General features: G+C 62.0%; 23 protein-coding genes and 2 pseudogenes. 12 read left to right on the top strand and 13 right to left on the bottom strand.

Annotated elements, in window-relative coordinates; all coding sequences use genetic code 11:
• Window positions 1-209 precede the first annotated feature (209 nt).
• Window positions 210-533 carry a type II toxin-antitoxin system RelB/DinJ family antitoxin gene (locus OU26_RS07700; protein WP_013140191.1) on the top strand — a complete coding sequence of 108 codons (324 nt, stop codon included), beginning with the start codon at window positions 210-212 and terminating at the stop codon, window positions 531-533.
• Window positions 523-912 (top strand): hypothetical protein, encoded by a 390-nt coding sequence (locus OU26_RS10285; protein WP_026646999.1) that lies wholly within the window; start codon window positions 523-525, stop codon window positions 910-912. Before OU26_RS07700 ends, OU26_RS10285 begins: the two co-directional genes overlap by 11 nt.
• A gap of 308 nt (window positions 913-1220) precedes the next feature.
• Here the strand turns inward: OU26_RS10285 and OU26_RS07690 are convergent.
• Window positions 1221-1382, bottom strand: a pseudogene (locus tag OU26_RS07690) (MFS transporter); the annotation flags it as partial.
• Between the two features lie 87 nt (window positions 1383-1469).
• Here OU26_RS07690 and OU26_RS09925 point away from each other — a divergent pair.
• Window positions 1470-3191, top strand: coding sequence for a tyrosine-type recombinase/integrase (locus OU26_RS09925; protein WP_160257608.1), 1722 nt, complete (start codon window positions 1470-1472; stop codon window positions 3189-3191).
• Window positions 3192-3300: 109 nt separating this feature from the next.
• Window positions 3301-4884 carry a hypothetical protein gene (locus tag OU26_RS10560; RefSeq protein ID WP_237743818.1) on the top strand — a complete coding sequence of 528 codons (1584 nt, stop codon included), beginning with the start codon at window positions 3301-3303 and terminating at the stop codon, window positions 4882-4884.
• 212 nt (window positions 4885-5096) lie between these two features.
• On the opposite strand, the gene OU26_RS07670 is transcribed toward OU26_RS10560, so the two are convergent.
• The 6 genes from OU26_RS07670 to OU26_RS07655 form a co-directional block, all read right to left on the bottom strand.
• Entirely contained in the window at window positions 5097-6170 is a 1074-nt protein-coding gene (locus OU26_RS07670) for a P-loop NTPase family protein (RefSeq protein ID WP_026646998.1), read from the bottom strand.
• A gap of 531 nt (window positions 6171-6701) precedes the next feature.
• Entirely contained in the window at window positions 6702-6884 is a 183-nt protein-coding gene (locus tag OU26_RS10760; protein WP_160257607.1) for a helix-turn-helix domain-containing protein, read from the bottom strand.
• A gap of 167 nt (window positions 6885-7051) precedes the next feature.
• The gene (locus OU26_RS10105; protein ID WP_026646997.1) at window positions 7052-7237 is read right to left on the bottom strand and encodes a hypothetical protein; all 186 of its coding nucleotides are present in this window, start codon (window positions 7235-7237) and stop codon (window positions 7052-7054) included.
• Entirely contained in the window at window positions 7227-7529 is a 303-nt protein-coding gene (locus tag OU26_RS07665; RefSeq protein WP_026646996.1) for a hypothetical protein, read from the bottom strand. Before OU26_RS07665 ends, OU26_RS10105 begins: the two co-directional genes overlap by 11 nt.
• Window positions 7530-7664: 135 nt before the next feature.
• Window positions 7665-8009 carry a hypothetical protein gene (locus OU26_RS07660; protein WP_026646995.1) on the bottom strand — a complete coding sequence of 115 codons (345 nt, stop codon included), beginning with the start codon at window positions 8007-8009 and terminating at the stop codon, window positions 7665-7667.
• 298 nt (window positions 8010-8307) lie between these two features.
• On the bottom strand, window positions 8308-9651 hold the full coding sequence (locus tag OU26_RS07655; protein ID WP_420312443.1) for an MFS transporter: 1344 nt from the start codon (window positions 9649-9651) through the stop codon (window positions 8308-8310).
• Window positions 9652-9946: 295 nt separating this feature from the next.
• Here OU26_RS07655 and OU26_RS07650 point away from each other — a divergent pair, with 295 nt between their 5' ends.
• The 4 genes from OU26_RS07650 to rsmD all read left to right on the top strand — a co-directional run bounded on the left by OU26_RS07650 (window position 9947) and on the right by rsmD (window position 15646).
• Complete coding sequence (locus OU26_RS07650; RefSeq protein ID WP_026646993.1) at window positions 9947-11908, top strand: tetratricopeptide repeat protein; 1962 nt, start codon at window positions 9947-9949, stop codon at window positions 11906-11908.
• A gap of 167 nt (window positions 11909-12075) precedes the next feature.
• Window positions 12076-12270 carry a 50S ribosomal protein L28 gene (gene rpmB / locus OU26_RS07645; RefSeq protein ID WP_003807649.1) on the top strand — a complete coding sequence of 65 codons (195 nt, stop codon included), beginning with the start codon at window positions 12076-12078 and terminating at the stop codon, window positions 12268-12270.
• Between the two features lie 164 nt (window positions 12271-12434).
• Window positions 12435-15053, top strand: a complete 2619-nt coding sequence (locus tag OU26_RS07640) for an ATP-dependent DNA helicase RecG (protein ID WP_026646992.1) — start codon at window positions 12435-12437, stop codon at window positions 15051-15053.
• An 11-nt stretch (window positions 15054-15064) separates the two neighbouring features.
• A complete protein-coding gene (gene rsmD / locus OU26_RS07635; protein WP_026646991.1) occupies window positions 15065-15646 on the top strand; it encodes a 16S rRNA (guanine(966)-N(2))-methyltransferase RsmD in 582 nt (193 codons plus the stop codon).
• A 59-nt stretch (window positions 15647-15705) separates the two neighbouring features.
• Here rsmD and trmD read toward each other — a convergent pair whose 3' ends face one another.
• The 4 genes from trmD to rpsP all read right to left on the bottom strand — a co-directional run bounded on the left by trmD (window position 15706) and on the right by rpsP (window position 18006).
• On the bottom strand, window positions 15706-16611 hold the full coding sequence (gene trmD, locus OU26_RS07630; RefSeq protein WP_026646990.1) for a tRNA (guanosine(37)-N1)-methyltransferase TrmD: 906 nt from the start codon (window positions 16609-16611) through the stop codon (window positions 15706-15708).
• A 100-nt stretch (window positions 16612-16711) separates the two neighbouring features.
• Window positions 16712-17299, bottom strand: a complete 588-nt coding sequence (rimM, locus tag OU26_RS07625) for a ribosome maturation factor RimM (protein ID WP_026646989.1) — start codon at window positions 17297-17299, stop codon at window positions 16712-16714.
• A gap of 21 nt (window positions 17300-17320) precedes the next feature.
• Window positions 17321-17554, bottom strand: a complete 234-nt coding sequence (locus OU26_RS07620) for an RNA-binding protein (protein WP_011742734.1) — start codon at window positions 17552-17554, stop codon at window positions 17321-17323.
• A gap of 2 nt (window positions 17555-17556) precedes the next feature.
• A complete protein-coding gene (gene rpsP, locus OU26_RS07615; protein ID WP_011742735.1) occupies window positions 17557-18006 on the bottom strand; it encodes a 30S ribosomal protein S16 in 450 nt (149 codons plus the stop codon).
• Between the two features lie 326 nt (window positions 18007-18332).
• Between rpsP and OU26_RS07610 the strand changes: the two genes are divergently transcribed.
• Complete coding sequence (locus OU26_RS07610) at window positions 18333-19367, top strand: endonuclease/exonuclease/phosphatase family protein (RefSeq protein WP_026646988.1); 1035 nt, start codon at window positions 18333-18335, stop codon at window positions 19365-19367.
• Window positions 19368-19491: 124 nt separating this feature from the next.
• Here OU26_RS07610 and ffh read toward each other — a convergent pair whose 3' ends face one another.
• A complete protein-coding gene (gene ffh, locus OU26_RS07605) occupies window positions 19492-21138 on the bottom strand; it encodes a signal recognition particle protein (RefSeq protein ID WP_033499034.1) in 1647 nt (548 codons plus the stop codon).
• 172 nt (window positions 21139-21310) lie between these two features.
• Window positions 21311-22957, bottom strand: coding sequence for a cysteine--tRNA ligase (cysS, locus tag OU26_RS07600; RefSeq protein ID WP_026646986.1), 1647 nt, complete (start codon window positions 22955-22957; stop codon window positions 21311-21313).
• A gap of 100 nt (window positions 22958-23057) precedes the next feature.
• Here cysS and OU26_RS07595 point away from each other — a divergent pair, with 100 nt between their 5' ends.
• The 3 genes and pseudogenes from OU26_RS07595 to OU26_RS07585 all read left to right on the top strand — a co-directional run bounded on the left by OU26_RS07595 (window position 23058) and on the right by OU26_RS07585 (window position 26374).
• Window positions 23058-23783 carry a type 1 glutamine amidotransferase gene (locus tag OU26_RS07595; protein ID WP_026646985.1) on the top strand — a complete coding sequence of 242 codons (726 nt, stop codon included), beginning with the start codon at window positions 23058-23060 and terminating at the stop codon, window positions 23781-23783.
• A gap of 198 nt (window positions 23784-23981) precedes the next feature.
• Window positions 23982-24913 (top strand): annotated as a pseudogene (add, locus tag OU26_RS10755) (adenosine deaminase).
• A 129-nt stretch (window positions 24914-25042) separates the two neighbouring features.
• Window positions 25043-26374 (top strand): amidohydrolase family protein, encoded by a 1332-nt coding sequence (locus tag OU26_RS07585; protein ID WP_202805790.1) that lies wholly within the window; start codon window positions 25043-25045, stop codon window positions 26372-26374.
• The last annotated feature ends 82 nt before the right edge of the window (window positions 26375-26456 follow it).

Genomic DNA, 26456 nt, shown 5'->3' with positions numbered 1-26456 from the left:
CCAGGAAGGTGCCGATGATCGAAGCGGTCTTAGGAAAGAAACAATAGTGAAACCGGGGAACCCTTAGCTGATGAGCGCAAAGTCAGAGATTGGTTTCACGCGGGATTGTCCCGATGTCAAGGTCATGATGCAAAAGCGTTAAGCATCCTACGGATTATATTGAGAAAAGAAGTCATTAGTAATACAATTGGCTTTGGAAAGGATTTATTATGAGCACTACCACTGTTCGCATGGATGATGATCTCAAAGCCGAAGTGAACGCCATTCTTGATTCCATGGGATTGAATTTCAATACGTTCGTGAATATGGCCAGCGTGCAGTTGGTGTCGCAGCGTCGCATTCCGTTCGAGGTGAAGGCGCCTGAACCCGTGCTGCCTCGCGCGGGACATGTTGCCGCCAATGGGGTTACGTACCGTGGGGTCGACGAACAGGGGTATCCGGTGGTCGAAGTGCCGAACGCCATGGTGTTGAATCCAAGCCGGGGCGCCGATGGCGTTGCCGTACTGCCCAAGGCGTGGCGCGATGGCGAATAATCATGATATTCCGGAATTGATGCCGGTTCCGGAGCAATTGCATGTCTTCGACGTGTATCGCATGCGGGTGCGGTTCGAGGATGATACGACGAAATCACGCAACCATTACGTGGCCGCCATCGTCATACAAGCCGACGATGACGGCGGAGTGGCTGTGAAACTGACCAGCAATCCAACCTGGCGTGGGGCGGGCGATGTACAACTGCCTGAGTATGAGCATGCCGGGCTTACCCATCTGACGACCGCTCGCTGCGCGCAGCTGGTGCGGTTCCGCCGGTTGGATCTACAGGGATTCACCGGTAGATTGAGTCGGAATGATGCCATACGTGTGGCCAATGCGGTCGGCGAGGTAAAGCCTGAAGAGCAGGTGTGGCTGTAATTCTGTTCTGCCGTCTAACTGGTTCGGGGTATTCACTGTGAACCAGTGCACAATTGCGATGGCCGGATGTCTTTCTACAGTCCGCTTATATGTGAAGGTTTTGTGGTCGACGTTGCGTCATATTCTGAAAGTTTCTGATTGTAGCGTTCGATTTGCCAACGGTAGTTGTCGCAGAATCTGCAACAACTACCACCCTGTCAAAATATGTGCGTTGTGCAGGGCTAAATTGTTTCAGGTCGCGGCTCGGGCGGTAGGGTCTGCTGTTTTATTGCTGCTTCGGCATTCCTGTTGCTGATTGATGGGTGACATTACGCTTGCGTCGGGTCCTTCTGCAGGAGCAGGAAGACGAGGGCGACGGCCAGCAGGATGGCGATTGAAAGCACGCCTACCGAAGCGTTGCCGGTGATCGACGTGGTCGTGGCGACCAGGAAGGTGCCGATGATCGAAGCGGTCTTGATTAAACTATCATAAGAATAGCTAGAATCGTTGAAATACAAGGCTTCTGCTGTGTTATTCTGGCTGTGTTACACATTCATGTTACACAGATGGCGGTTGGTATGGCACGGAAAAGCATCAAGATCCTGAACGGCAGAGCGAACGCGTTGCCGCCCACCGAGAGATTCCCGAGATGGCGCGTGATATGGACCGACCCGGTTACCGGCAAGCGTCGGCAGACCAGTGGCGGAGACAGCCTCGACAGCGCCAAGGCCAAGGCCGCCGAGATACTGGGCGACTACGTTCCGGATTCGGAGTCCGGCGTGCGCCCTCCGACTTTCGATGAGTGCTTCCATTCGTGGATGGACGCCAAGAAGCCCCAGATCGCCGAGCAGACGGCCGCCAACTACGTCTACGTCTACCAGCGCTTCATCAAGCCGGAAATCGGCGAACAGTCCATCACCGCCATCGGGCAAAGATCCATCCGCGCCATCCAAGTCAGCGGCGTCGAGTTCCCAATACTCGTCAAGCGCATCATCAAGGGCGTCTTCGAACAGGCCGAAAACTGGACCCATCGTCCGGCCGACCATTACGCCGACTGCATCGTCATCAGATCCAGCCGCAACGAAAAACGCAGGGACTACGTCGCCAGAGGCGACATCCCGTCCTCCAAACTCGTCGCCTCGTTCATCATCACCGCCTACGGCACGCTCCAGCAGAATCCGCTGGACGACCCGGCCGTGACCGTCTGGAATCCCGAATCCGCCACCCACAAACGGTCCGCGCGCCGCATGTCCTTCGCCCCGGGCCTTGGCCTCACCCAGCCGGACGACACCTGCTTCAGGAACGGAGTCCCGTTCGAGACCATCTACCCGGATTATCAAAAACCGGAGGAAATCAAGGATGACGCCAATCGCCACGCCACCCGACTGGCCTTCATGAACCGCAAGGCCATGATCTGCCGCCGCGTGGGACTCATCACCGCATTGGGTGCCGGCGGCGGACTGCGCATCGGCGAGGTCCTCGCCCTACGAGTCAGACACATTCTCACCAGAGAGCAGGTCGCCCTGCGCTACCAGCTCGGCCAGCCACGCGAGGAATCCGCCTGGCGTGGGGAAACCCACGTGTGCGAGCAGATCACACGAGGCGGGGCGGGACAGATGCGCCTGACCACCCCGAAGTACGACCACGATAGAATCGTCCACATACCCGCCTTCCTACCCAACTGGAACGGTTTCGGACTCGGGACGCACCGCACCCAGATCGCCGGGGTCATACCCCGCTTCGCGGACCCCCAAGTCAGTCTCTGGACCGCCACGGACGAGGAGGCCCGCACCCTCTGGCAAGCGGGTTTCACACCACTCGGCTGGCTCTACTGGCGTCACCTAGACGAACTCTGGACCACCATGCCCCGTACCGGCAAGCCTTCCATGCAGGAGGAGATCGACGCGTTCATGAACCTATTGCTGTTCCCCTCGGTCAGCAGGGGCATCCCCTCCAAGAGCGAGTTCGCCATAGACCCCAACTGGCCGTATGACGCATCGATTCCCGAGGGCACAGGCGGCTACCAGCATCCATCCAACTACATGAAGCAGTCCGCCCTGATCTACGACTACGTGGCGCAGATCCACGGCGAATGGCCCATCAACCGCGTCAACAGCAAGACCCGTAAGGGCTGGACCCATCACTCGCTCAGACACTACGCGGCCTCGAGCAGAATCCAAGCAGGGGTGCCGTTGCCCATCGTCGCGCGGGAACTCGGCCACAAGGACGCCGCCTTCACGCTCCAGCGCTACGGCCACATGATGGCCGACGCCATCCCCGAAACGGGCTTCGACTACTGATAAGACGAGAATCGGGGCGCTAAGTCCGCGGGGGGGGGGTAGCGTTTTTGAGGAGCAAGAGACCCGCTTCGTCTCTTGCGGTGAAGAATCTCTAAGAGAAGGGAATGCCATGAGACGTTTCGGTAAAGCCATGGCCGCGTTGGCCGTGGCCGCGTGCACACTGTTCGGCGGTGTGGCCACCGCGAACGCGGATGAGAACTACTACGGCGATCTTGGGAGTACCAAGGTCGGCACGCCGGCCGTATCCGACGTCGGAGCACATACGGCGAACGTGTCGTTCGACTACCAGATCGATCCGAGCATTCTGCCGAAGGTGCAGAGCGTGTGCTTCGCGGTCGAGGTCATGCGGGTCACGAGCATCAAACCCATTAAAGATCCGCAATTCGGAGGATTTCCAGGGTTCAGCTCGTTAATAAGTTGCTCGGGAGGCACCTCCGATGGCGATCTGACCTCCGGTTCGTATCAGAGCATATTCGGCACGAAAACGTGGCCGGTTAAACTGGGCGAAGACGTCCAGTCCTACGCGACTGGACAGATGTTCTCATCATATGACACTGGCATGTGGAACCATGCCGCCTCGGGCACCGTGCAGATGCCGGTGATTGGCCTGCAGTCAAACACGACGTACGGCAATACTGACGGTCTTCCCGGCTTTGGCGATTACACCGACACGTGGTGGAAACTCATGGCTAAGACTGGCAATGTGTGCAAGCTTGCCGATCCCACGGGGGCAAGCCTTGCTTGCTCGAACGCGTACGACCAGCCCGTGGATGTCCGCTCCCTGTATGCGGGCATGAGGATCGTCCTGAAGGACGGCTCCGCCATCAACTTTGGACGGACGGCGAAGCCGATTTCCGATTTCACGACGAAGGCTGAGCCGGTGGCGAAGCCGGAGGAGGCGCTGCCCTCAAAGACCGACACGAAGCTGGATGTCGCAAACGGCCACACGGAGCCCGGACAGACCGCCCGCGTGTACGTCGACAATCTGAAGGCCGAGGCGAAGGGCAAGGCGGACGCGAACAGCCTGTTCTGGTACGCGTACATCTATTCCGAGCCGCAGGCGTTGACCAGCCCCGACGGTGCCCCGTTCGTGAGGGTGCAGAAGGAAGCGTCCACCGGCAAGTACTACTTCGACGCGGTGATTCCGTCCGGCCTGCCCGCCGGCGAGCACAAGATCAGCGTGCAGGACGAGAACGGTACGGTGCAGGCGTGGACCCCGGTGACCGTTGGCGACGCCCCGGCCCCGGTTGACAAGTCCAAGCTGACCGCCGCGGTCGATGCCGCGGGCAAGCTGGCCGAGAAGGACTACACCGCCGACTCGTGGACTCCGTTCGCCAAGGCGCTGGCCGACGCGAAGGCCGTCGCAGCCAAGCAGGACGCCTCGCAGGCCGATGTGGACGCCGCCGTGAAGGCGCTGGCGGACGCCCAGGCCGGGTTGAAGAAGGCCGAGACCGTTCCCTCGAAGCCGGTCGAACCGAGCAAGCCGGACAATGGCGGCAACAACAAACCGTCCAACAACAACAAGCCTGCCAATGACAAGCCGGCTGCGGATGACAAGAAGTCCGAGTCCAAGAACGACGAGCAGTCCGATCTGTCCAAGACCGGCGCGTCCGTGATCGGTGTCGCCGGCATGCTGGCTCTGCTGGTCGTGCTGGCCGCCGGTTTCCTCGTGGCGGGCAAGGCCCGCCGCTAAGGTGGGGTGGCTCGGTTTCCGAGAACTGACAAGGGTGGGCATGCCTTGCGGCGTGCCCACCCCTGTCGTATGCGGTCGAGTTCTGCCTATGGTCCCGATGCCTCGAAACCGCGTGCAGGTTCACGGGAACCTGCGATACCTTAGCCGGTCGATGCCGGTAGAAGCCGATCTTGATACGCCCCATCTCAAGCGCGGATCGGGCTAAGAATCGGCTACAGGCAATCCTCGCCGTCTGGCTCTTCGTCCCAATCCGGCTGGGCGGAAAGCGTTTCCAAGAAGGCCAGATCCTCGTTCACCTCGGCTTCGGCCCGTGCCACGATGGCGGCAAACTCCTCGTCCGACTTGAACTCCTCGTTGGTCGTGATTCGCCGATCAAGGGCGGCCCTGACCTGTGGCTCCACGTCTTGGTACTGCCGTTCGAGCGGCTTGTTGCTGATGATCCACACGGTGGTCCAACCAGCCCAAGTGTCATGAAATCGGCACGGCAACTTGCAAGGGTACCGGTCAAGCACGTTCAACAGCAGCTGGAACGGCAACTGCCCGGCGAACTCGTCCAGAACCAGCGTGGACTGGCCTGAGTAATCATCGAATGGATGCTCATAATTCGTCACACGAAAAATCTGCGACCGGTCGCCATCAAGAACGCTTCTCGTCTTGCCCAGCCCCGGTTTGCCCCACAGATAATGCACAGTCACTTCCCGGTCCTCCTGCGAGAAACGGGCCGCCTGCCGTGCCCCCACCATCTTCTCAAGCCACGGCATGAAGCGAGCGGCCTTCAGACTCAATTCCGGGTCGTTCAGTATCTCGTTCACCGAAGCGCCCTTCACCACGGCGTCACGCAATTCCTCCAGATCGGTTCGCTTGCCCTGATCCTCGTGCATATCGAAATCGCCGTGGATGAACGGCCCCGCCTGACGTGTCTCCTTCTTCGAGACGTAGGCCACGCAGGAGGCCACCGAATAGCGTCTCGGCTCGATGTAATTCACATGGATGCCGTGCCTTTTCTCAAGACGCGCCCGAACCGTCGAGAGCCTGATCCGGCTCGTCGCCTGCATGAACAGCTGGTAGTGCCGGTAGCCGGTATGGCCGCCTTCCTCCCGTTGTCCCATCCAGCTCCAGTCTTCGAACGCATCGACCAGATCGGCCTCCGTGATCTCCCTGCCGTTCTGCTCCGCCGAGACCGTGAGCATCCAGTCCGTCGCGGACGGGTTGTTGTTCCCGTTCCAGCTTCTCACCGTCTTGGCCTGATCGCCTTCGTCCAGCCGCTTCCGATCGGCGGCCGTCATCTCCCCATACGCCATCCTGTCCTCCCAGCACGCGAAGTTGTCCTTCCCAGCACGCTAGCACGCAAAGTGGCCATTCACCTCACGTGCTGCAATAATCGCGTGATTCCAACGTTTTCCGCACTTCTCATAACAATCCCGGCACGCATTTCCATGTGACTTTGCGTGCGGCCTAAATCGCGGGATTCCAACGTTCTGACGTGCTTTTCCCGCTCTGTACGGTAGGTGGGTGTAAGTAAGTGGGCCTGACGGCCCACCGGCCCGCTTCGCGGTCCGCACCCACCTACCGTGCCGCATGGCAGCGCCCCGCTCGCCAGCTAGGCCTTCGGCACCGCCTCGCAGGCACCGCCTCGGCTCGCGCCTCGGCTTCGGCAAGCACACAGGCGCACAGCCGCCGGCTCGGCTGCCGTGCCGCTGAAGCGTCACGGACCTCGCGGCATCTAGCGCGCCCAGCGCGCCTAGCCTCGACAGGCACAGCCTCCCGCGCCTGCTCCCGCGCCGGGCCACCGGCCGCTACGGCACTTCCACGCTTCTTCATCGATAGCTCTCCAGCAGCCACGCCACGAAACTCGAAGAACCGATCTGCCACCTACGGCCCGGCCTTCTCGCCACAAAGTGGCCACCGCCTCGGCAAAGCTTGCGAACCACCCACTTAGAAAGCCCGCTCACCTCGGCAGCCTGCTCGACAGACCACCACCCGCCTTTCTCCGGTTCCACTCGACTCACCTCCTCATCGACCCACTGGGGGCGCTATGCAGCAGGCGCCCCCAGACCCCCTCCGCTGCCGCCGTCCGGCGGATTCGTCATCCCCATCACACCCGGTAGCTCGGCCTGGCATTGAACTCACAAGCTCGGGAGCCAACCCAGTGCAATCCATTTCGAGCTCACTCAGCGAATCGATCAATCGACCGGTCAACATAATGCCCGGCATCCTCGGGCTCACGCCCGCCCAACGGGCCGCCGCAGCGAGCGTCATCGTCTTTATCACTCGTCATCGCCTCCAGCAAAACGGGCGGGAGATCCCACGCGCCGAAGGCCTTCCGCCATCGATCCATCTCGTTATCGCTCATCGTCTAAATCCGGCAGCGGCAGCCCGTCGCTCAAGCTCGGCCCGGAATCCCGCAGCATCTGCCGCCCCTGCTCCTTGTAGGCTTGCACTTTCAGGTGAGCCGCTTTCTCGAGGTTCTTGCAAATCCGCGCCGTCTCCGCCGCATCCGCTTTCCGCTGCGTCACATTGAAGGCGTGGATGAGTCCGGTCAGAACCCTCGAGACCGTCTTGTCGTGCGCCGCGCACCACGTCCTGAGCGCCGTCAGCTCCTCCCTCGGAATCCGTGCGTTCAGCCTTCCTATCTGCTTTTCCATCCAGTTTCACCACCGTGTAACGAGGCCCGAAGGGCCACCAGCAGCCGTCTAAGGCCGCCAGCAGCCACAACGCCACCGCCGTTCCAACCATCTGCAAGACAAAGAACAGCAGCAAAAACAGCCGACCCGACATTATTACTTCTCCGCGAGGCCATCAGCCACAATGCTCCAGCCCAGACGATTAGCGCTGGTCACGTAAGGCGTGACCGTCACCTGACCTGCCAGCTTCAGATCGAAAGTGCGCCCGATCTTGGCCTGCGGCTTGCTCTTGATTTTCAGGCCCACGGCGTCCATCTCACGGCCCGATTCACGGTCGAGGGCCGTCACCCTCACCCTAAAGACCGGTCTGCCGTCCACGAGCTTCAGCTCGGCGGAATCACGGGAGACCTTCATCGGCTCCATCGATGTCGGGTCGAGATCCTGCAGCATGGCGAACTCGAACAGACCTGCAGCCTGTTCGGCACTCATCCTGATCTTCATCTTTTCTTACCTGCCTTCGCCGCGTGGCGGCCGCCTTCGGTGGCCTGCAATCCACGCAACTCACGGGTTGGATATCGGCGCAGGGCACAGCAAAACCGGCAAAGAACAAGAAAATGTGACGAAAGTCACACTTTTATGGTCCCGGAATGGCGGAAGATGCGGGAAACATTGAGATTCCGCCGTTTGTGAGGCTTCTACAACACCGCATATGGCAAGGTTACACAGACTTACACAAAAACGCCGATCGTTACACAAAACCTTACACAAACCGTCGTTACACACTCGTTTTGTGTAAGATTCAAGCCTTCATCGGGTCCTTCTGGAGAACAAGGAAGACCAATGCCAAAACCAACAGGACACCAATAGAGAGAACGCCTAGCGAGGGGTTGCCGGTGATGCTCGTCACGGTCGCGACCATGAACGAACCGAAGATAGATGCACTTTTGCCGAAGATATCGTAGAAACCGTAGTATTCGTTGGCATGGTCCTTCGGAATGATCTTGCCGTAATACGAGCGGGACAGCGCCTGGATGCCACCCTGGAACATGCCGACCAGAATCGCCAGAATCCAGAATTCGAGTGCGGAACGCAGGAAGAACGCGGCGAAGAAGACGATGCACATGTACGCCACCACCGCGACGGTGATCATGGTTTTCGCGCCGAATCGGCCGGCCAGCTTGCCGTAGATGATGGCGCTCGGGAACGCCACGAACTGCGTGACGAGCAGCGCCACGACCAGCTGCGTGGAGTCGATGCCCAGCTGCGTGCCATACGACGTGCTCATGGAGATGACGGTGTTCACGGCGTCGATATAGAAGAAGAACGCGATCATGAACATCCACAGCGGCTTGTTCCTGCGGATCGCGCGGAACGTGGAGCCAAGTTCTGCGAACGTGCCGCGGATGGCCTCGCCGGTCTGGGCCGCGGTGGCGCGGTAATGCACCTGCTTGTAGCTGGTGAGCAGCGGGATGGTGAAGGCCGCCCACCATACGGCGGTGATGACGAACGAGGCGCGCGTGCAGGCCACGGTCGACCAGCCGAACAGCGCCGGACCGCCGAAGATCAGCGCGATGCACACGATGAACGGCACGGTGGAGCCGATGTAGCCCCACGCGTAGCCGTGCGAGGAGATGCGGTCCATGCGTTCGTTGCTGGTGGTGTCCACCAGCATGGAGTCATAGAAGGTGAGCGAGCCGTTGAGGCCGATGGTGGCCAGAACGCACACGATGAGGAACGCGAGCCAGCCGAGCGGCAGCGCCATCGCGCAGCACATGACCACGCCGGTCAGGAAGAAGCCGGTGAAGAACTTGACCTTCATACCCTGCACGTCCGCGATGGAGCCGAGCAGCGGCATGAGCACGGCGATGACGAGCGACGCGATGGTCTGCGCGTAGCCCCAGGTGGACACGATGTTCGTCTCGCCCGCGGCCTTGAGCAGCGAATTCGTGTAGATCGGCACCACGGCAGTGGACAGCAGCACGAACGCGGAATTGCCGACATCGTAGACGATCCACTTTTTCTCGCGGGACGTCATTTTCCTGGAAGCAGCGGCGGCTTGTGCTGTTGTGCGCGATTCGGCGGCTGTATCAGCTGTGTCGGTCAATGTTGACTCTTTTCGGCTCAATGTCAATTTATGGCTCATTTTATTCCATATGCCATCGTAGGGGCGCGCGACGGCCACGTGCGTTCCACGACATGAACAGCGCATGAACAACCGCGCATGGCGTGTGTATGGCGTGCGCTTCCGTCCGTAATGTGGACGCGGCTGCGGATGTGAGACGGCGCCGTCCTGCCTGGTCGCCGACAGGTATGATGAAGCCCATATCCGGTTGCTTCGGCGCCAATGCTGGCCGTCGGGAACCTGAGATGATGTTTTCGAATCGCGATCGCGCGGCAAAGTCCGCCCTGCGGTCGCCGTACGACAAGGAGCCCTACCCATGGGTGTGCAGGTCCCGAACTCTCTTGACGTGAACGTGCAGATGCTACGGGCGGTATTGAAGCAGCCGCTGCCGGACGTGATCGACATGATCATCTACCGCGGCACCACGAACAACGCCGAGCAAGCCACGCCATTCGAACGGTTCGCAGCCCAACTACTGGTCGAGGCCGGAGCGCAACGTATCCGCGACATCGCGGCAGAAAACGATCTCGAAGTGATCAGGCTGAGCACTTCGACACGTTTCTGGATCCGCTGCAACGGCGGCGAGCTCACTGAAGAGCAGCGCGACGTGCTGCAAATGGTCGAATCGGCGCTCAACCGCATCGACTACGCCGATGACGAAGCGCACGAGGCGCTGGCGGAAGGCATGCCGGTTTCGCAGATCGACGAACGCTACTATCTGGCGAAATCGCAACAATTTCTGCGCAACGTATCCGGGGAGATTCGAGATATCGACGAATTGCAGGAAGGCGAGAACGAATTCCGCACCATATGCGGTGTGGAGGCCGCGCGCGGCGGAAACTGGGATATAGGCACCCGCTTCGCCAACGTCTGCGAAGGCCTCGAATTGCCGTTCCGCCTGGCCTACCGGTTCGACGTGGACGCGCGGACGGGTGTGATGGTGGTGCGCTACGGCATTCCGAAGCCGTCGGTTATGCCGGTCGCTCCACAGTATCGCGACGGTTTCGTCTCCGCATATGCCGTGCGATTGGCCGGGCTGCTGGCATGGGGCGCGTTCTCGTCCAGCGTGCGGCTCACGCAGGTCGATTTGACCGGCTGTGCGGGTGACGCGGACGGCGTTCCCGTGATTTCCATGGGATTCGACCGCGTGCCGTTCATGATGGGCGCGCTGCCCGCCATGAAGAAAGGTGATTGCGACGCCGTGCCGTTGGACGTGGATCCGCTTTCCCTGCTCAATATTCTGAAACCGGTGCGCTATTCGGGGCACTTCGACGCCAACCGTGCGCTGACGCCGATAGAGCCGTTGGTCATGCCTGCGGTGTTCCTGGAGAACCGCACTCCCGTATGGCAGGACCGGCGTGAATTGCCGGAATCGCTGCGCGGGCTGCTGCGCGCGGACCGTGCATGCGAGCTCGACGTTATGCACGAGGAGGATGCTCCCATCTCCGCCGCCGACGTCGACGCCATCGTCGAAGAAAACAAGAATTCGCCGATGGTGGCCGAACTGCAGCTCGAGACGGCCTTGACACAGCTCGGCGAGGCAGGTGAGGCGAAACCCGGTCCCAACGGCGAGAAACCGCTGTATTGCAACCGTCCGGCCAGCCGCATGATGGTCTCGCTGCTCGACGGCAACGAGCGGACGCGATACTGGAAAGTGCCGGACGCGGTCGTCGACGTGCACCGGAACCTCGGCGAACTTGCTCTGGACAATGGCGATTTCGAACGGGCCGAACGGGAAAGCCGAACCTGCGTCGACCTCGGGCCGACCTGTATGCAGCACCGCGAAGGGCTTTCGCAGGTATACGGGAGGAACGGGGATTTCGGCAAAACCGCGGACACGCTCGTCGAGGCGTTGAAGCTCGCCGTGACGCCGGTCGATTGCGAAGTGCTGTACTACCGGCTCGGATACGCGCTGTGGAGGATCGGACGGCTGCCCGAAGCGCTCGCCTGCTACGCGATGATGGTGGATGGAGGCACGCCGTTCCGCCACTCTGCGAAGGATGAGGCCTACGAGTTGAGCCAGCAGATGGGACTGACTTCACCGGACATGACGCCCGCTGAGGCGCATGCCGCGTTGCGTGCTGGCAATGTGCCCGTGGCGCCGTCGGATACCGTGCTGAATGTGCTGGCGCGGGCCGCCGTGGGGCTGGCCGACGCCGGTTTCCCGCTGCTCGCATATGACGCGGCCTGGGTGCTGGGCATGCGTGGCGGTGGCGACGTGGTTGCCTCGATGTCCGCCAGCCTGCGCTACGGCGTGGAGCGGAAGGATGCTGACTGACGCAAAACGGCGGAATGTGGGGAATCGCACACGATTTCCATCCACAGGTTTTGCGATTGGCCGGGGCTGGTTGTATAGTTGAGAAGTTGTGTGTTCTGCCATGCACTTCGCTGTGTGACATCGAACGCGCAGACTTGCAAGTCAATAGTAATTATAGGGAGTCCATTATGGCAGCTCGTTGCGCAGTGTGCGGCAAGGGACCGCAGACCGGTTTCACCGTTTCGCACTCACATATTCGCAATAAGCGCACCTTCCGCCCGAACCTGCAGCCGGTTCGCACCACCATCGACGGCGAGAACGTTCGCGTTCGCGTCTGCGTGAAGTGCATCAAGGCTGGCAAGGTCCAGCGCGTTGAAGCGTGAATCGCGAAATAACAGCTTGAAACCCCGGTAAGCCGATTCGGCCGCCGGGGTTTTGCTTTATTCGCGGCAGTGTTGGTGTCTGCTGCTCTGTTGCCCGCGCGCCTCACAATGGTGGGGAATTCCGCCCGCCGCACAATCATCCCGTCGTGACACAATGGAGTGTTATGAGCACCACATTGGAAACCCCGATTTCTTCCGTCGAAAGCAACCGTCGGAGGTCTAACGCGCTGAAATCACTGGGTGTGGTGTCGGTCGGCGACGCGCTGACCTACTATCCGTTCCGCGTCACCGATCCCGTGCCGGCGAAGGCGTTGCGCGAAGCGAAAATCGGGGAAAAGATGGCGTTCGCCGCGCATGTGCGGGACGTGCGCGTGTTTCCGATGGCCAGGCGCGGATTCCGTCTGATTACAGACGTGGACGACGGCGATTTCGCGCAAAACCGGCGTCAGAGCGCTTCCATGGCGTCGCTGGTGTTCTTCTCCTACCGGAAATCGTATGTCGATTGGATCCAGCGCAGGCTGCGGCCGGGCGCGCTGCTGGTGGTCGCGGGGGAGCCGAGCGTATACAACGATCGCTTGCAATTCACACATCCCGACCTGCTGACCGTGGATCCGGCCGCCGAACGTACGGAGGACGAGCGTGCGGAATGGGACGACGGCTTCGGTGAAAGCGGGGGAATCGACGGAAGCAATGGCACGGCGGATTTCGCGGGGAATTCCGCCGGAGCGAATACCTATGCGGGCAATCTGAAATACGATGCGGAATCGATTCCGGAGGCGTTGCGCCACGTGTGCCGCCCCCGGCCCGTATATCATGCGAATTCGCGGATTTCCAGCGAACACATCCACGAATCGATCGAAAAATGCATGGACGCGCTGTGCGGCGACGAATACGCGGCGGCTCGGGCGGCCAGTGCCATGCAGCAGGACGGCGCACCCGACGCGCAAAACGGGGAATCCGACCTTCCGCAAGCCGATCGCGAAGCCCGGACTGAAGCGCTGGCTGTCGCGGTTCCGGACATCATGCCGGAACGGTTCCGCGCGGAACATGGGCTGATGCATCGTGCCGAGGCGTTTATGGCGATTCACGATCCGCAGGACCGCCGGCGATTCGATGAGGCGTTGCGGACGCTGCGTTACGAGGAGGCGCTCGTCTGCCAGACGGCGTTGGTGCAGTCGCGCGACTCGTCGCGCAAGGCCAAGGCGACGGCCTGCGCCGGCACTCGCTTGAAGGACGATTTCGTGGCGTCGCTGCCGTTCACGCTGACGGACGGGCAGCAGCGGGTCATCGACGACATTTCCTCGGACATGGCGCGCGATTACCCCATGCAGCGGCTGTTGCAGGGCGAGGTCGGCTCCGGCAAGACCGTGGTGGCGGTCGCCGCGATGATGCAGGCCGTCGGCTCCGGCAAACAGGCGGTGCTGGTGGCGCCGACGCAGGTGTTGGCCGAACAGCATTACGAAAGCATCTGTGGCATGGTGGATCGTATGCGCGACGCCGCACAATCCGGGGAATCCAACGAAAAAACAACTCACAATGGCACCGTGGACAAAGGTGGACAAGTCGACGCAGGCGATGGAACGGCATCGCAGGACGGTGGACAACCGGCAGATATTCCGGTGCTGCTGCTCACCGGCGGCATGAGGCTCGCCGTCCGCCGACGAGTGCTCGCCGCGGCCGCCTCCGGCAAGCCGTGCATCGTGGTGGCCACGCACGCCGCGTTCTCCAAGACCTTTCAGGCGCCGAACCTCGCGCTGGCGGTGATCGATGAACAGCACCGCTTTGGCGTGGAGCAGCGCGAATCGTTGAACGGCAAAGGTTCCACGGCCCCGCATCTGCTGGTTATGACGGCCACGCCGATTCCGCGCACCGCCGCCATGACCTGGTTCGGCGACCTCGACATCTCCTGGCTCACCGAGCTGCCGGGCGGTCGCAAGCCGATCCGCACCTTCATCGTGCCGGAGGAGAACGGCTCGCTCATGGCGGAGATGTTCGGCCTGATTCGCCATCGTATCGACGCGGGGGAGCGCGCGTACGTGGTTTGCCCGCGTATCGACGCGTCTTCTGAGGACGCCGATACTGCGGACGGCGCGGATGACGCGGAAGTGGGCTCCGCGTTCGACGACATGTACGATCTGGGCGAGGATGACGCGCAGCGCGAGCAAAAGCCGCCATTGCACGCCGTCGCGGAAATCGCGGAACGATTGCGATCGCTGCCGCAGTTCGCCGGCATCCGCATAGCCACGCTGACCGGACGTGACGACGACGCGACGAAGGCGCAGGTCATGGCCGATTTCGAATCCGGAAAAACGCCGGTGCTGGTGGCCACCACCGTCATCGAAGTCGGTGTGGATGTGGCACAGGCCAGCTGCATGGTGATCTTCGACGCCGACAGGTACGGGTTATCGCAGCTGCACCAGCTGCGCGGACGTGTGGGGCGTGGCGGCACCGAATCGGGCGCGTTCCTGATTTCTCGCGCGCCGGAAGGCAGCGACGCGGCGAAGAGACTCGAAGTGATTTCCGGCACGCTGGATGGCGCCGAAATCGCGCAGGCTGATCTTGAGTTCCGCGGCGCGGGCGACGTGCTCGGCGACGCGCAATCCGGCGGAAAGTCGGGATTGAAGCTGCTGCGCGTGGTCAAGGATGTGAAGATCATTGAGGACGCCAGAGCCGAGGCCCTGAAACTGGTGGCGGAGGATTCCGCCCTGCAGGATTATGTGCAGCTTGCGGGCGCGGTGCTGGACTTCACGCGCGGCAACGAGACGTTCCTGACCAGCAACTAGGCTGTGACGATATGCGCGTGATTTCAGGACGATTCAAAGGCATGGCGTTGACCACGCCGAAGCCGGGCACCAGGCCCACCACCGACCGCACCAAGGAGGCGATCTTCTCGCACCTCGATTCGTGGGGAGTGCTGGACGACGCGCGCGTGCTCGACCTGTTCGCCGGAACCGGCGCGTTGGGCGTCGAGGCGTTGAGCCGTGGCGCGCGCGAACTGGTTGCGGTGGAATCGGCCGCTCCGGCCGCGGCGCTGATCGCACAGACGTTGACGGCGTTGAAGCGCAACCGTGCATGGGAACCGGGCATGAGCGCCCGAGTGATCAAGGCTCGCGCGGAGAAATACGCGGCCTCCGCCTCCGCCGTGGCGCCGTTCGACGTGATCTTCATCGATCCGCCGTACGCGTTCGAAACCGAGGCGTGCAACCAGCTGCTGGCCGATCTGGCGGCCCGCGAGCTGACCGGCGATGACACGGTGATCATGCTAGAACGTTCCACGCGTTCCGCCGAGCCGACCGCCCCGGAAGGCTGGGCCATCTCCAATCGCCGCGATTACGGCGAAACCGCCGTCTACTACATCGAGCCCGCTCATACCTGATAAGGCTAAAGAGTCTCGGAATATGCCAAGACGGGCGCTAACGGCCCCGCGTCTTGCGGTCAGCGCCGACGCGGATGCTCGCCGGACACCTCCCATCCCAAGGCCATAAGCGTCTTGCGATCGGCCTTGTCGAGCTTCGTGCAATCGAGCGTCTCGATAAGATCCGGACGCAGCTCGTCGGTTTTGGCCAGCGCCTCGTCGCGGCGGAAACGGTCGACCTTCGCATGGTTGCCGGACAGCAGCACGTCCGGAACCTTGATGCCGCGCCAATCGGCCGGCTTCGTATACTGACGGTGCTCCAGCAGCGCGTTCTCGCCCGTGTAGGATTCCTCCACGATCGACGCGGCATTGCCCATGAATCCCGGCAGCAGACGGGTGATGGCCTCCAGCATGACGGACACGGCTACTTCGCCGCCGTTAAGCACGTAATCGCCGATCGAATATTCGCGTACGTCGACGCCCTGCGCGCGGTAATACCGCGGAATGCGGGCATCGTAGCCCTCGTATCGTCCGCAGCCGAACAGCAGATGGTCGGCGTGGCTCAGCTCCGTCGCGTCCTGCTGTGTGAACAGGGGAGCGGACGGGTTCGGGAAGATCAGCACCGGGCCGGGGACGGTGGTTTTCGGATCGTCGGCTTCGCCCGCCGTGCCATCCGCGGATTCCGCAGGAGCCTGGGTTTCGGAAGACAGAGCTGCGTCATCGTCCTCATTGGCATCGGATGCGATCGTGGTCGGTTCGAGATGCAACAGCTCGTCAAGGCACTCGCCCCACACCTCGGGTTTCATCACCATGCCCGCTCCGCCGCCGACGGGGGTGTCGTCGACGGAATGGTGCACATCGTGCGTCCAGTCGCGCAGATTGTGCGCGGTGACTTCGACGAGGCCTTTCTCCTGCGCCTTGCCGAGCAGACTCAGGTTCAGCACTTCGAAATATTCCGGGAACACGGACACGATATCGATCTTCATAATGTTCCACAATACCGGCATGCCTGCCAAGAGGGTTTTGTGGGCGCCCATATGTGAAAAGGCGCCGGCATGAAGCCAGCGCCTTTGGGAATCAGCGGGGTCAGAGCCCCGGAATGAGCCCGCCCGGCGGATCGAGGGTCAGATATCCGCCCTCGAGGTCGATGTCCGGCACAAGCTCGTCCACGAACGGCACGAGCGCGCTGTTCTCGACCACCACGCCATCGGCGTCCTTGACGGGATTGGCCAGACGGATCTTGAGCAGCCACTGGGCCACTTCGATCACATCCACCACCTTGCCGACCACGGTGCCGGGCTCAAGTCCCAGCGTATTGCCTTCGGCAAGGCGCGCCTCAAGACCAATCAGGTCCTTCGGATACCACTCGTCCGCTTCAAGCATCTCCTCCGGATCGTCCGCCTCGCCATACAGCACCACGCCATTGGCGGCTTCGGACGCATCGCGGTCGTCGATGCCCTCGAATTTGATGATCCAACGGTTCTTGAAGGTACGGGAGCTTTCCACCACGTACTCTTCCTCGCCGTCCTTCGTATACAACACAGCACCGGGAGCGAACCGGTATTCCGGTTCGTCCGTAAAGATCTGCACGGTGACCTCGCCCTTGAGCCCCTGCGCACGCCCGATACGACAGACCCTCAGCAGCTCAAGCTGTTGAGGGTCGTCGGAATGCATATCACGCACCACGCTAGGATCTCACCTGCGCACGTCCATGATGTCGACGCGCACCTTGTGGTCGGACAGTGCCTGCACCACGGTGCGAATCGCATTTGCCGTGCGTCCGCTGCGTCCGATGACGCGGCCGATGTCCTCGGGATTCACACGCACGCGAATAAGCTCGCCGCGCGGATTCTCATGGGACTTCACCGAGACATCATCGGGAAAATCGACGATGTTCTTGATCAGATGTTCCACAGCCTGGGCGAGCATGGTCACTCGGCTTCCGCAGCCGGCTCTTCAGCCGGAGCTTCCTCGGTGGCGGCGGCTTCGGCCTCGGCCTTGGCCTTGGCGTCAGCTTCGGACTTGGCGGCCTTCAGCTTCTGGGCCTGGGCTTCGACGGCCTCGACGCGAGCGGCGGCATCCGGGCCAGCTTCAACGGTCTTCAGGGTGCCTTCGGCACCGTCGAGACCCTTGAACTTCTGCCAGTCGCCGGTGATCTTCAGCAGGTTCAGCACCTGCTCGGTCGGCTGAGCGCCAACGCCGAGCCAGTACTGAGCGCGCTCAGAGTTGATGTTGATGGTCGAAGGCTGGGTGTTCGGGTTGTAGGTACCGATCTCCTCGATGGCGCGGCCATCGCGCTTGGTACGGGAATCCATGATCACCACGCGGTAGAACGCGTAGAACTTCTTACCCATGCGCTTCAGACGAATCTTGGTTGCCAAAATGGCTCTCCTTGTAACTAGGGGTGTGTGTTTCGTGTTCTGTGTGGGGCACGGAATCCGAAACCCACGTGTTCCTCGCGTCACGCGATTGGTAGAGGGCCTCGCGCGCGCGAATAACTGGCTAATTATAACCGTGGGGTATGGACGCGTCGCGGCTGCGGTCGCGCTTGGCATGGTTCCAAGGTTTTTGGAGTCGTTGGGCATTCGTGAGGTGTTTGGGCGGGTTTGGGCGCTCGATGTGTCGGCATCGGACGAAGCCACTATGCTAGGGCGATTGTTGGCGATGTTTCCGCGTGGCTGCTTACGGCCGCGCCAAGGGGGTTTGCATGGCTATTGCGCTGTGGATCGTGTTGCTGGTATGCGTTGTGTGGATTGCGTTGAGCGAAATGCCGGTCGGCTGGGACGGCCATCTGCCGTTGCCGTATCTGATCGCGTTGGCGCCGCTGCTGTGGATTCCCACGCTGGCGATCGCCGTCGCCGGTATCGCGACGCATGACACCGCGCTTGCCGTCGTCGCGTCCATCGCATGCATCGCTTCCCTGCTGCGCAAAATCGCGTATTGGAACAACAATCTCACGTCCATCAATACGGCGCAGATGGTGGCCGACAAACTCGCCGAAAAGCGTGGAACATCCCGTGAAACACACGTGTCGACCGCCGCGGAAGCCGCGAAACACGGCCGTTTCCGCGTGATGACGCTCAACTGCCGATTCGGCCGCGCCAACGCGGCCGCGATCGTCAGCGCCGTCAAGGAACGCGACATCGCCGTGCTTGCATTGCAGGAATTGACGGACGATCTGGTCGCGGCTCTGGACGAGGCCGGCCTGTCCGACCTGCTGCCGTACCGCCAGCTGGGCGAGAACAAGGACACGGACAATGGCGGATTCAACGGTGTCTGGATTCGCGTGGAACCGAGCGACACCTCGCCGGTCACCGTGGAGATCCCCGCCGCCGACGTGCCGGGCGTATGCTTCCCGATCGATTCGATGCGCGGCATCACGTTCGTCTCCGCGCATCCGAAGTCGCCGATGCGCGGCTGCCGCGATTGGTCGGCCGGCATCATCGGCCTGGGCGAGCTGGCCACATCGCAGAAGAAGGGCGATATCACCGTGATATTGGGCGACCTCAACTCCGGCACCGACCATCCGAGCTTCCGCGGACTGCTGGCCGCCGGATTCAAGGACGCCGCGCTCGACGAGGCGAAGGGCCGCCGCGCCACATTCCCGTCGTGGATTCCGTGGCCGCGCCTCATCCTCGACCATGTGCTGTTCACCGCGGGACTGGACGCGTCCGATGTGCGCTCCTTCACGGTCAACGGCACCGACCATCTCGCGCTGGCCGCCACGCTGACGCTGAAATGACGCTGGTACAGCGTCGAAACGTCGTACCAATAGTCGTACGAACAAAAGAAGCCGCCGATGCCGGAAGTTGGTTCCGACATCGACGGCTTCTTCTCGTATGCGCCTGTACGTGTGGCTCAGTGCATCAGTGCAGCAGACCCGACAGTCCGCCACCGAAGTTCGGCGGCAGCTCGCCGGAATCGCCCATCATATCCTGCAGACCGGCGGGAAGCGCCGGATTCTGCGGCTTCTTGGCGAACGCGGAACCGCTGGAAGAGCCACCGGAATTCTTGCCGGCGAGCTTGTCGCGCAATGCTTTCTCCTCGGCCTCGCGCTTCATCGGGTTGCCGGACTTGCCGCCCTTCTTCTTGTTCTTCTTGCCTTTGCCCTTGCCTTTGCCGCCGCCCATGGCCGGACCGCCGAAGCCGGGGATGCCGGCACCGGCCTTGTTGCTCATGCGCCGCATCATCTTCGCGGCCTGCTCGAAACGCTGCAGCAATCCATTGACCTGCGAGACGGTGACGCCGGAACCGTAGGCGATACGCGCGCGGCGGGAACCATCGATGATGCTCGGATCACGCCGTTCGGCTGGAGTCATCGAACGGATGATGGCCTCCGTGCGGTCGATTTCCTTCTCATCGAACTGCTCAAGTTCCTTGCGGTGGGCCGCCATGCCCGGAATCATGCCGAGCAGGTTCTTCATCGGGCCAAGCTTGCGCACCTGCTGGAGCTGGTCGAGGAAATCGTCAAGACCGAAGGAGCCGTCGGAAATCTTGACGGCAGCCTTGCGGGCCTCCTCCTCGTCGAACTGCTTCTGCGCCTGCTCGATAAGGGTGAGGATGTCGCCCATGTCGAGGATACGGGAGGCCATACGGTCCGGATGGAAGATCTCGAAATCCTTCAATCCTTCGCCGGTGGAGGCGAACAGGATCGGCTTGCCGGTGACGGAGGCCACGGACAGCGCGGCGCCGCCGCGGGCGTCACCATCCAACTTGGACAGCACAACGCCGGTGAAATCAACACCCTCATCGAAGGCCTTGGCGGTCTGCACGGCATCCTGACCGATCATGGCGTCGATGACGAACAGAATCTCGTTCGGCTGCACGGCGTCGCGGATATCGCGGGCCTGCTTCATCAGCTCCTCGTCGACGCCGAGACGACCGGCGGTATCGATGATCACCGTGTCATACAGCTTCTGCTTGGCAAGCTCGACCGCGTCACGGGCGACCTTCACCGGATCGCCGGTGGTCTGGCCGGGGGAGACGACCGCTTCGCCGCCGTCGGACTGCACGCCCTTCTCCGGTGCATACACCGGAACGCCGGCACGCTCGCCGACCACTTGCAGCTGCGTCACCGCGTTCGGACGCTGCAAATCGGCCGCGACCAACAGTGGGGTGTGGCCGGAATCCTTCAGCCAGTAGCCCAACTTGCCGGCCAACGTGGTCTTGCCGGCGCCCTGAAGACCCGCGAGCATGATGATCGTCGGCGGATTCTTCGCGAAGTTCAACGGGCGGTCCACGCCCGCGCCGAGCACCGCGGTGAGCTCCTCGTTGACGATCTTCACCACTTGCTGGGCCGGATTGAGCGCTTCGGAAACCTCGGTGCCGAGCGCGCGCTCGCGAATGCGGCCGGTGAAGGAACGCACCACGTCGAGCGCCACATCGGCGTCGAGCAGCGCGCGGCGGATTTCGCGGATGGTGCCGTCGATATCAGCCTCGGAAAGCTTGCCCTTGCTCTTCAGATGCTTGAAGGCATTCGAGAGCCTATCTGTCAAAGAACTAAATGCTGCCATAATGTTCCCAAGTCTAGCCGTCGCGCGGGAAATATCGGGGCGTGGCACGCCCCATCCGTTGGCACTGTGCGGTCGATTCGGACGAAAACGACGGAATGGGTGCTGATTTGGACGAAATCCAGCTGGATTTCGTCCAAATCAGCACCCATTCCGTGCAAATGCGAGGGGCTGCTTACTTCAGCGACCAGGTGGAGCCCTGGGGGCCGTCCTCGATGGCGATGCCGGCCGCGTTCAGCGCGTCGCGGATCGCGTCGGCCTTGGCGAAGTCCTTGGCTTTGCGGGCTTCGGCGCGAGCCGTAAGTTGCTCGGAGATCAGCGCGTCGAGCGCATCGTGCTCGGCCGATTCCCCCTCGCCTGCAGCGCCGCCTGCCGCACCGCCATTCACCCATGGTTCCGCCAGCGGGTCCAGGCCCAGCGTATCGAGCATTGCACGCACGCTGAGCAGCACCTCGCGCACCTCGGCCTTGGCCGCGTCGGAATCGGCGCGATCAGCCAGCTTCGACAGCAGCGTGTTGCCGGAACGGATGGCGGTGAAGATCGCGGCGGTAGCGCCGGACACGTTGATGTCGTCGTTCATCGCGGAAACGAAGTCGGTCGGCAGTGCGTCGGCGGAAATGGAAATAACTTCGGCACGGCTGGGCTGTTCGCCGATGGCGATACCCGCACGTTCGATGAAGTTCGAGACGCGCTCGTAGGCGGACTGCGCCTCGGCAAGCGTCTGGTCGGACCATTCCAGCATCGAGCGGTACTGCACACCACCCAGCGCGTAGCGCACCACCCAAGCGGAATTGTTCGCCAGCACAGCCGGCACGGACAGGCCGTTGCCCAGCGACTTCGACATCTTCTCGCCCTTGGCGGTCACCCATGCCGAATGCATCCAACGCGCAGCGGAATCGTAGCCGGCGGCACGGGTCTGGGCCATTTCGTTCTCGTGGTGGGGGAATCGCAGATCGAGCCCGCCGCCGTGGATGTCGAAACCGTCCTTCAGATAACGGTGGCTCATCGCGGAGCATTCGATATGCCAGCCCGGACGGCCGGTGCCGAACGGGGTATTCCAACGCGCGTCGAGCGGATCGGAATCCTTCGGTGCCTTCCACAGCGCGAAATCGCGCGGATCATGCTTGTCGGGGAAAGCGTCGGCCGGATCGACGGGATTGTATTTGTCGTCGCCCGTGTTGTCGACGGACGGGCCCATCGCGTCGGTCACCTTGGAGGCCTCGTCCTCGACGGCGGTCTGCTTCTGGTGCGTCAGCTCGCCGTAATGCGGCCAGGAAGCCACATCGAAGTACACGTTGCCGGTCGGCTCGCCGTTCTCGTCGCGCACCACGTAGGCGTGGCCGTTATCGATGATGCGTTGGATCATGTCGATCATGTCGCTCATATGGCCGGTGGCACGCGGCTCGACGGTGGGCGGCAGCACGCCCAAGTCGGCGTAGGCCTGGCTGAACTCGCGTTCGTAGTAGTATGCGCGAGCCCACCACTGCTGGCCTGTGGCGGCGGCCTTGTCAAGAATCTTGTCATCGATATCGGTCACATTGCGCACGAAGGTGACCTGATAGCCGAGCTTGAGGAACCAGCGGCGCACGATGTCGAACGCCACGGCGGCGCGGATATGGCCGATGTGCGGCGAGGACTGCACCGTCGCGCCGCAGACGTACATGCCCACTTCGCCTGGTTTGATCGGGGTGAACGTGCTTACGGCGTGCGAGGCCGTATCGTACAGCTTCAGTCCTGCGGCGGCCTTGGCCACTTGCGCCGAGACAAGCGTGCTCGGCATGACGGAAGCGTTGAAATCCTGCGGTTCCTGAGTGTTTGCCATGGTCTCTAGAGTAGGCATGAAACCAGACAAGGCGGGCGTGCGCCCCGCGGCCGCGCGGCAAACGTATGCAGTTTACGTAGGTCGTGCCACAATAGGGATTATGACTAAGCCGAAAGTGTTGATTTTGCAACATGTTCCGTGGGAGAAGCCGGGGCGCATCCTCGACAGTCTGGATGACATGGAGCTGCCATACCAGGTGGTGAATGTAGCCAAGACGAAGAAACCGGAACTGCCGAATTTCAACGAGGTCGCCGGCGTGGTGATCATGGGCGGACCGATGGGCGCGCTGGATTTCGACGAATACCCGGGACTGAAGGCCGAAGCTAAGCTGGCGCGCGCCGCCATCGCAGTAAACAAGCCGGTGCTGGGAGTGTGTCTGGGCCATCAGATCATCGCCACGGCACTTGGAGCGAAGCTCAAATCCGGCAAGGAGCCGGAGATCGGATTCGCTCCCATCAAACGCATCGACAAGCACGACTACTTCTCCATGTGGGACAAAACCATCAACGTGCTGCACTGGCATAACGACGTGGTCTCGCTGCCCGAAGGCGCGCAGCCGCTCGCACGATCCGCCGCCACCAAAAACCAGGCGTTCCGCTTCGGTTCAGCGCTTGGACTGCAGTTCCATCTCGAAGTCACACCCACCCTGCTGGAGGAATGGCTGGACGAGCCCAGCATGGTCAAGGATCTGAAGGCCGCCGGCGGGTCAAAATCCAAACTGCGCGAGGATTTCGCCGAATGCAACCCGCGCCTGCAGCCCCTCGCCGACCAGGTGTTCTCAGGCTTCGCCGCCCGTTGCAACACCCACGCCGCCACACTGCGGTAACCGTTGATGTTCCCGGGATTTTCAAAAGAACGCCATATAATCGGCGGCATCAGGCTGTAACTGCCTTGCCGCCGTTCGTGTACAAGGGGGAACACCGTGGCCATCAGTACCCGTATATCGCAAGCTCTTCAAAGCCTGCCCAAAACCGAACTTCACCTGCATATCGAAGGCACGCTGGAACCGAAACTCGCCCTGCGAATGACGGAACGCAACGGCGTCACCCTGCCGTTCAACGGACTTGACGATCTGCGCTCCCGCTACTATTTCGCCGACCTGCAATCCTTCCTCGACCTGTACTACCAGCTCATGAGCGTGCTGCGCACCCGCGAGGACTTCTCCGATCTGATGTTCGCCTACCTCACGCACGCGCACAAGGACGGGGTGCGCCGCGCGGAGATCTTCTTCGATCTGCAGGTGCATATGAACAACGGACTCGACTACAACCTTGTGCTTGACGGTCTGCAGGACGGCATCGCGCGAGGCCGCGACGCATATGGCATCGACGCCGCGCTGATTCTCAGCGTTGTACGCGACCTGCCGGTCGAATCGGCACGGACCCTGCTCGACGCCGCGGCACCCCGCGCCAACGAACTGTTGGCGATCGGTTTGGACTCCGCGGAAGTCGGCTATCCGCCCGAACTGTTTGAACAGGTATATGAGCGCGCGGCGGGCATGGGCCTGCATCTCGTCGCTCATGCCGGTGAGGAGGGTCCGTCGGAATACATCCGGCAGGCGCTGGACGTGCTGCACGTCGAACGCATCGACCACGGCGTGCGCATCGTTGACACACGGCGCTGGTGGAACGCGTGGCGGCGGAAGGTATCGGGCCCACCGTGTGCCCGCTGTCGAACCTGCGGCTGCAAGTGGTCGACGACGTGGCCAACGTGCCGATCCGACAACTGCTCGACGCCGGCGTGCGCGTCACCGTCAACTCCGACGATCCCGCGTATTTCGGTGGATACATCGCACGCAACTACACGGCGCTCGCCGAAGCCGGACTGCCGATGGAGGCGCTCGCCACCATCGCGGGCAATTCGATCGAGGCATGTTTCGCACCTGAGGAAGACAAGGCGGCGATGCGCGCCGAGCTGGATCGGTGGAAGGCGGAATACGCCGATCTGCTGGTGTAGTTTCCGCCGGTTTATGCCGGACTGCCGGCATAATGCGAATGCTGGAACAGATGGAACAGGCGAAATACGCGGCATGAGCGCACGGTATGCGCGGCGCTTGCTCGGGCAATGTGCGAGGAAGGAGAACATATGCATGTGAACGCACAGGCCGGGCAGCGCCCGGGCAATCGAATGCTGTATATCGGCGATATCGCCTTTACCCCCTCGCCGCAACGCCTGGTGGGTATTAGGCGTGGCGTCGTCGCGGTGGAAAACGGCATTGTTTCGGGATGCTATGAATCCATGGACGACGTGCCATCCGATTGGCTGGATGCGCCCAAAACCGACTTCGGCGACGCGCTGGTGATTCCGGGATTCAACGACCTGCACATCCATGCCCCGCAATACCCGACCGCCGGGCTCGGTCTCGACAAGGAACTGCTTCCCTGGCTGGAGACCTACACGTTCCCCGCCGAAGCGCGATTCGCCAGCCCCGACTACGCACGAATCTGGTACCAGCGCTTCATCCAGCGCATGTGGGAGGGGGGAACCTTGCGTTTCAGCGCGTTCGCGACCCTGCACCGCGAAGCCACGCTGACGCTCGCCCGACTCGCGCAGGAATCGGGGCTCCGGCCTGTTATCGGCAAGGTCAACATGGACCGCAACGGATCCGAGGAACTGAGCGAAAGCACCGAGGAATCCCTGGATAATACCTTTGCCGTCATCGAAACGATGCGCAGCGAGACGCCCGACATCGGCTACATCGTCACGCCGCGTTTCGTGCCCTCCACCACGCCCGAGCTCATGCGCGGGCTCGCCGCCATCGCGCAACGCTACGATCTGCCGGTGCAATCGCATCTGTCGGAAAACCGCGGCGAGGTCGCATGGGTGCGCGAACTGCATCCCGAATGCGCGTCGTACACGGACGTGTATGAACATTACGGGCTGCTGCGGGACGGCAAAACGATCATGGCGCATTGCATCTACCTGGACGACGAGGAAATCGACACGTTGCGCCGCCATGGCGTGACCGTGGCGCACTGCCCGCAGTCCAACGCCAATCTGACCAGCGGCATCATGCCGGCGCGGCGCTATCTGGAGAAGGGGCTGCACGTCACCATCGCCAGTGACGTGGACGCCGGGCATGTGCCCGACATGAACCGCCATATCGCCGCCGCGGTTGCGGTGTCGAAGCTTTGGCAGACCCAATACGCCGACGAGACTGCGCTGCGCCTGCCGGAAGCGTTCCATATGGCAACCAAGGAGCCGGGCAGGTTCCTGGCCGCGGCCACGGGGCAGGAGCCTGCAGGATCGTTCGAACCCGGCTACGCGTTCGACGCGCTGGTGGTGGAACCGATGACCTCGCCATGGGGGCTGAGCATTGCGGAACGGGTGGAGCAGTTCATCTACACGGGCGCGCCGGCAAACATCAGCCACCGGTACGTGGCCGGGCGTGAGATTCCCCGCCCCTTCGCCGAATAGGCGCGAGATTTCGTGGCCGGGCGTGGGCCGCGGCACTCATGGGGTGCGGGTGGCCGGCGTCCGGGTGCGGCCGGGCTCGGGT

Origin of the sequence: Bifidobacterium ruminantium DSM 6489, assembly GCF_000770925.1 — a bacterium.
Classification (GTDB): Bacteria; Actinomycetota; Actinomycetes; order Actinomycetales; family Bifidobacteriaceae; genus Bifidobacterium; species Bifidobacterium ruminantium.
This window is presented reverse-complemented; position numbering and strand designations above follow the sequence as displayed.

What these genes read in the sequence shown, in the direction of transcription:
- OU26_RS07700 (WP_013140191.1), top strand. Translation starts at nt 210, where the DNA reads ATGAGCACTACCACTGTTCGCATGGATGATGATCTCAAAGCCGAAGTG.
- OU26_RS10285 (WP_026646999.1), top strand. Translation starts at nt 523, where the DNA reads ATGGCGAATAATCATGATATTCCGGAATTGATGCCGGTTCCGGAGCAA.
- OU26_RS09925 (WP_160257608.1), top strand. Translation starts at nt 1,470, where the DNA reads ATGGCACGGAAAAGCATCAAGATCCTGAACGGCAGAGCGAACGCGTTG.
- OU26_RS10560 (WP_237743818.1), top strand. Translation starts at nt 3,301, where the DNA reads ATGAGACGTTTCGGTAAAGCCATGGCCGCGTTGGCCGTGGCCGCGTGC.
- OU26_RS07670 (WP_026646998.1), bottom strand. Translation starts at nt 6,170, where the DNA reads ATGACGGCCGCCGATCGGAAGCGGCTGGACGAAGGCGATCAGGCCAAG.
- OU26_RS10105 (WP_026646997.1), bottom strand. Translation starts at nt 7,237, where the DNA reads ATGAGCGATAACGAGATGGATCGATGGCGGAAGGCCTTCGGCGCGTGG.
- OU26_RS07665 (WP_026646996.1), bottom strand. Translation starts at nt 7,529, where the DNA reads ATGGAAAAGCAGATAGGAAGGCTGAACGCACGGATTCCGAGGGAGGAG.
- OU26_RS07660 (WP_026646995.1), bottom strand. Translation starts at nt 8,009, where the DNA reads ATGAAGATCAGGATGAGTGCCGAACAGGCTGCAGGTCTGTTCGAGTTC.
- OU26_RS07655 (WP_420312443.1), bottom strand. Translation starts at nt 9,651, where the DNA reads ATGAGCCATAAATTGACATTGAGCCGAAAAGAGTCAACATTGACCGAC.
- OU26_RS07650 (WP_026646993.1), top strand. Translation starts at nt 9,947, where the DNA reads ATGGGTGTGCAGGTCCCGAACTCTCTTGACGTGAACGTGCAGATGCTA.
- rpmB (WP_003807649.1), top strand. Translation starts at nt 12,076, where the DNA reads ATGGCAGCTCGTTGCGCAGTGTGCGGCAAGGGACCGCAGACCGGTTTC.
- OU26_RS07640 (WP_026646992.1), top strand. Translation starts at nt 12,435, where the DNA reads ATGAGCACCACATTGGAAACCCCGATTTCTTCCGTCGAAAGCAACCGT.
- rsmD (WP_026646991.1), top strand. Translation starts at nt 15,065, where the DNA reads ATGCGCGTGATTTCAGGACGATTCAAAGGCATGGCGTTGACCACGCCG.
- trmD (WP_026646990.1), bottom strand. Translation starts at nt 16,611, where the DNA reads ATGAAGATCGATATCGTGTCCGTGTTCCCGGAATATTTCGAAGTGCTG.
- rimM (WP_026646989.1), bottom strand. Translation starts at nt 17,299, where the DNA reads ATGCATTCCGACGACCCTCAACAGCTTGAGCTGCTGAGGGTCTGTCGT.
- OU26_RS07620 (WP_011742734.1), bottom strand. Translation starts at nt 17,554, where the DNA reads ATGCTCGCCCAGGCTGTGGAACATCTGATCAAGAACATCGTCGATTTT.
- OU26_RS07610 (WP_026646988.1), top strand. Translation starts at nt 18,333, where the DNA reads ATGGCTATTGCGCTGTGGATCGTGTTGCTGGTATGCGTTGTGTGGATT.
- ffh (WP_033499034.1), bottom strand. Translation starts at nt 21,138, where the DNA reads ATGGCAGCATTTAGTTCTTTGACAGATAGGCTCTCGAATGCCTTCAAG.
- cysS (WP_026646986.1), bottom strand. Translation starts at nt 22,957, where the DNA reads ATGGCAAACACTCAGGAACCGCAGGATTTCAACGCTTCCGTCATGCCG.
- OU26_RS07595 (WP_026646985.1), top strand. Translation starts at nt 23,058, where the DNA reads ATGACTAAGCCGAAAGTGTTGATTTTGCAACATGTTCCGTGGGAGAAG.
- OU26_RS07585 (WP_202805790.1), top strand. Translation starts at nt 25,043, where the DNA reads ATGCATGTGAACGCACAGGCCGGGCAGCGCCCGGGCAATCGAATGCTG.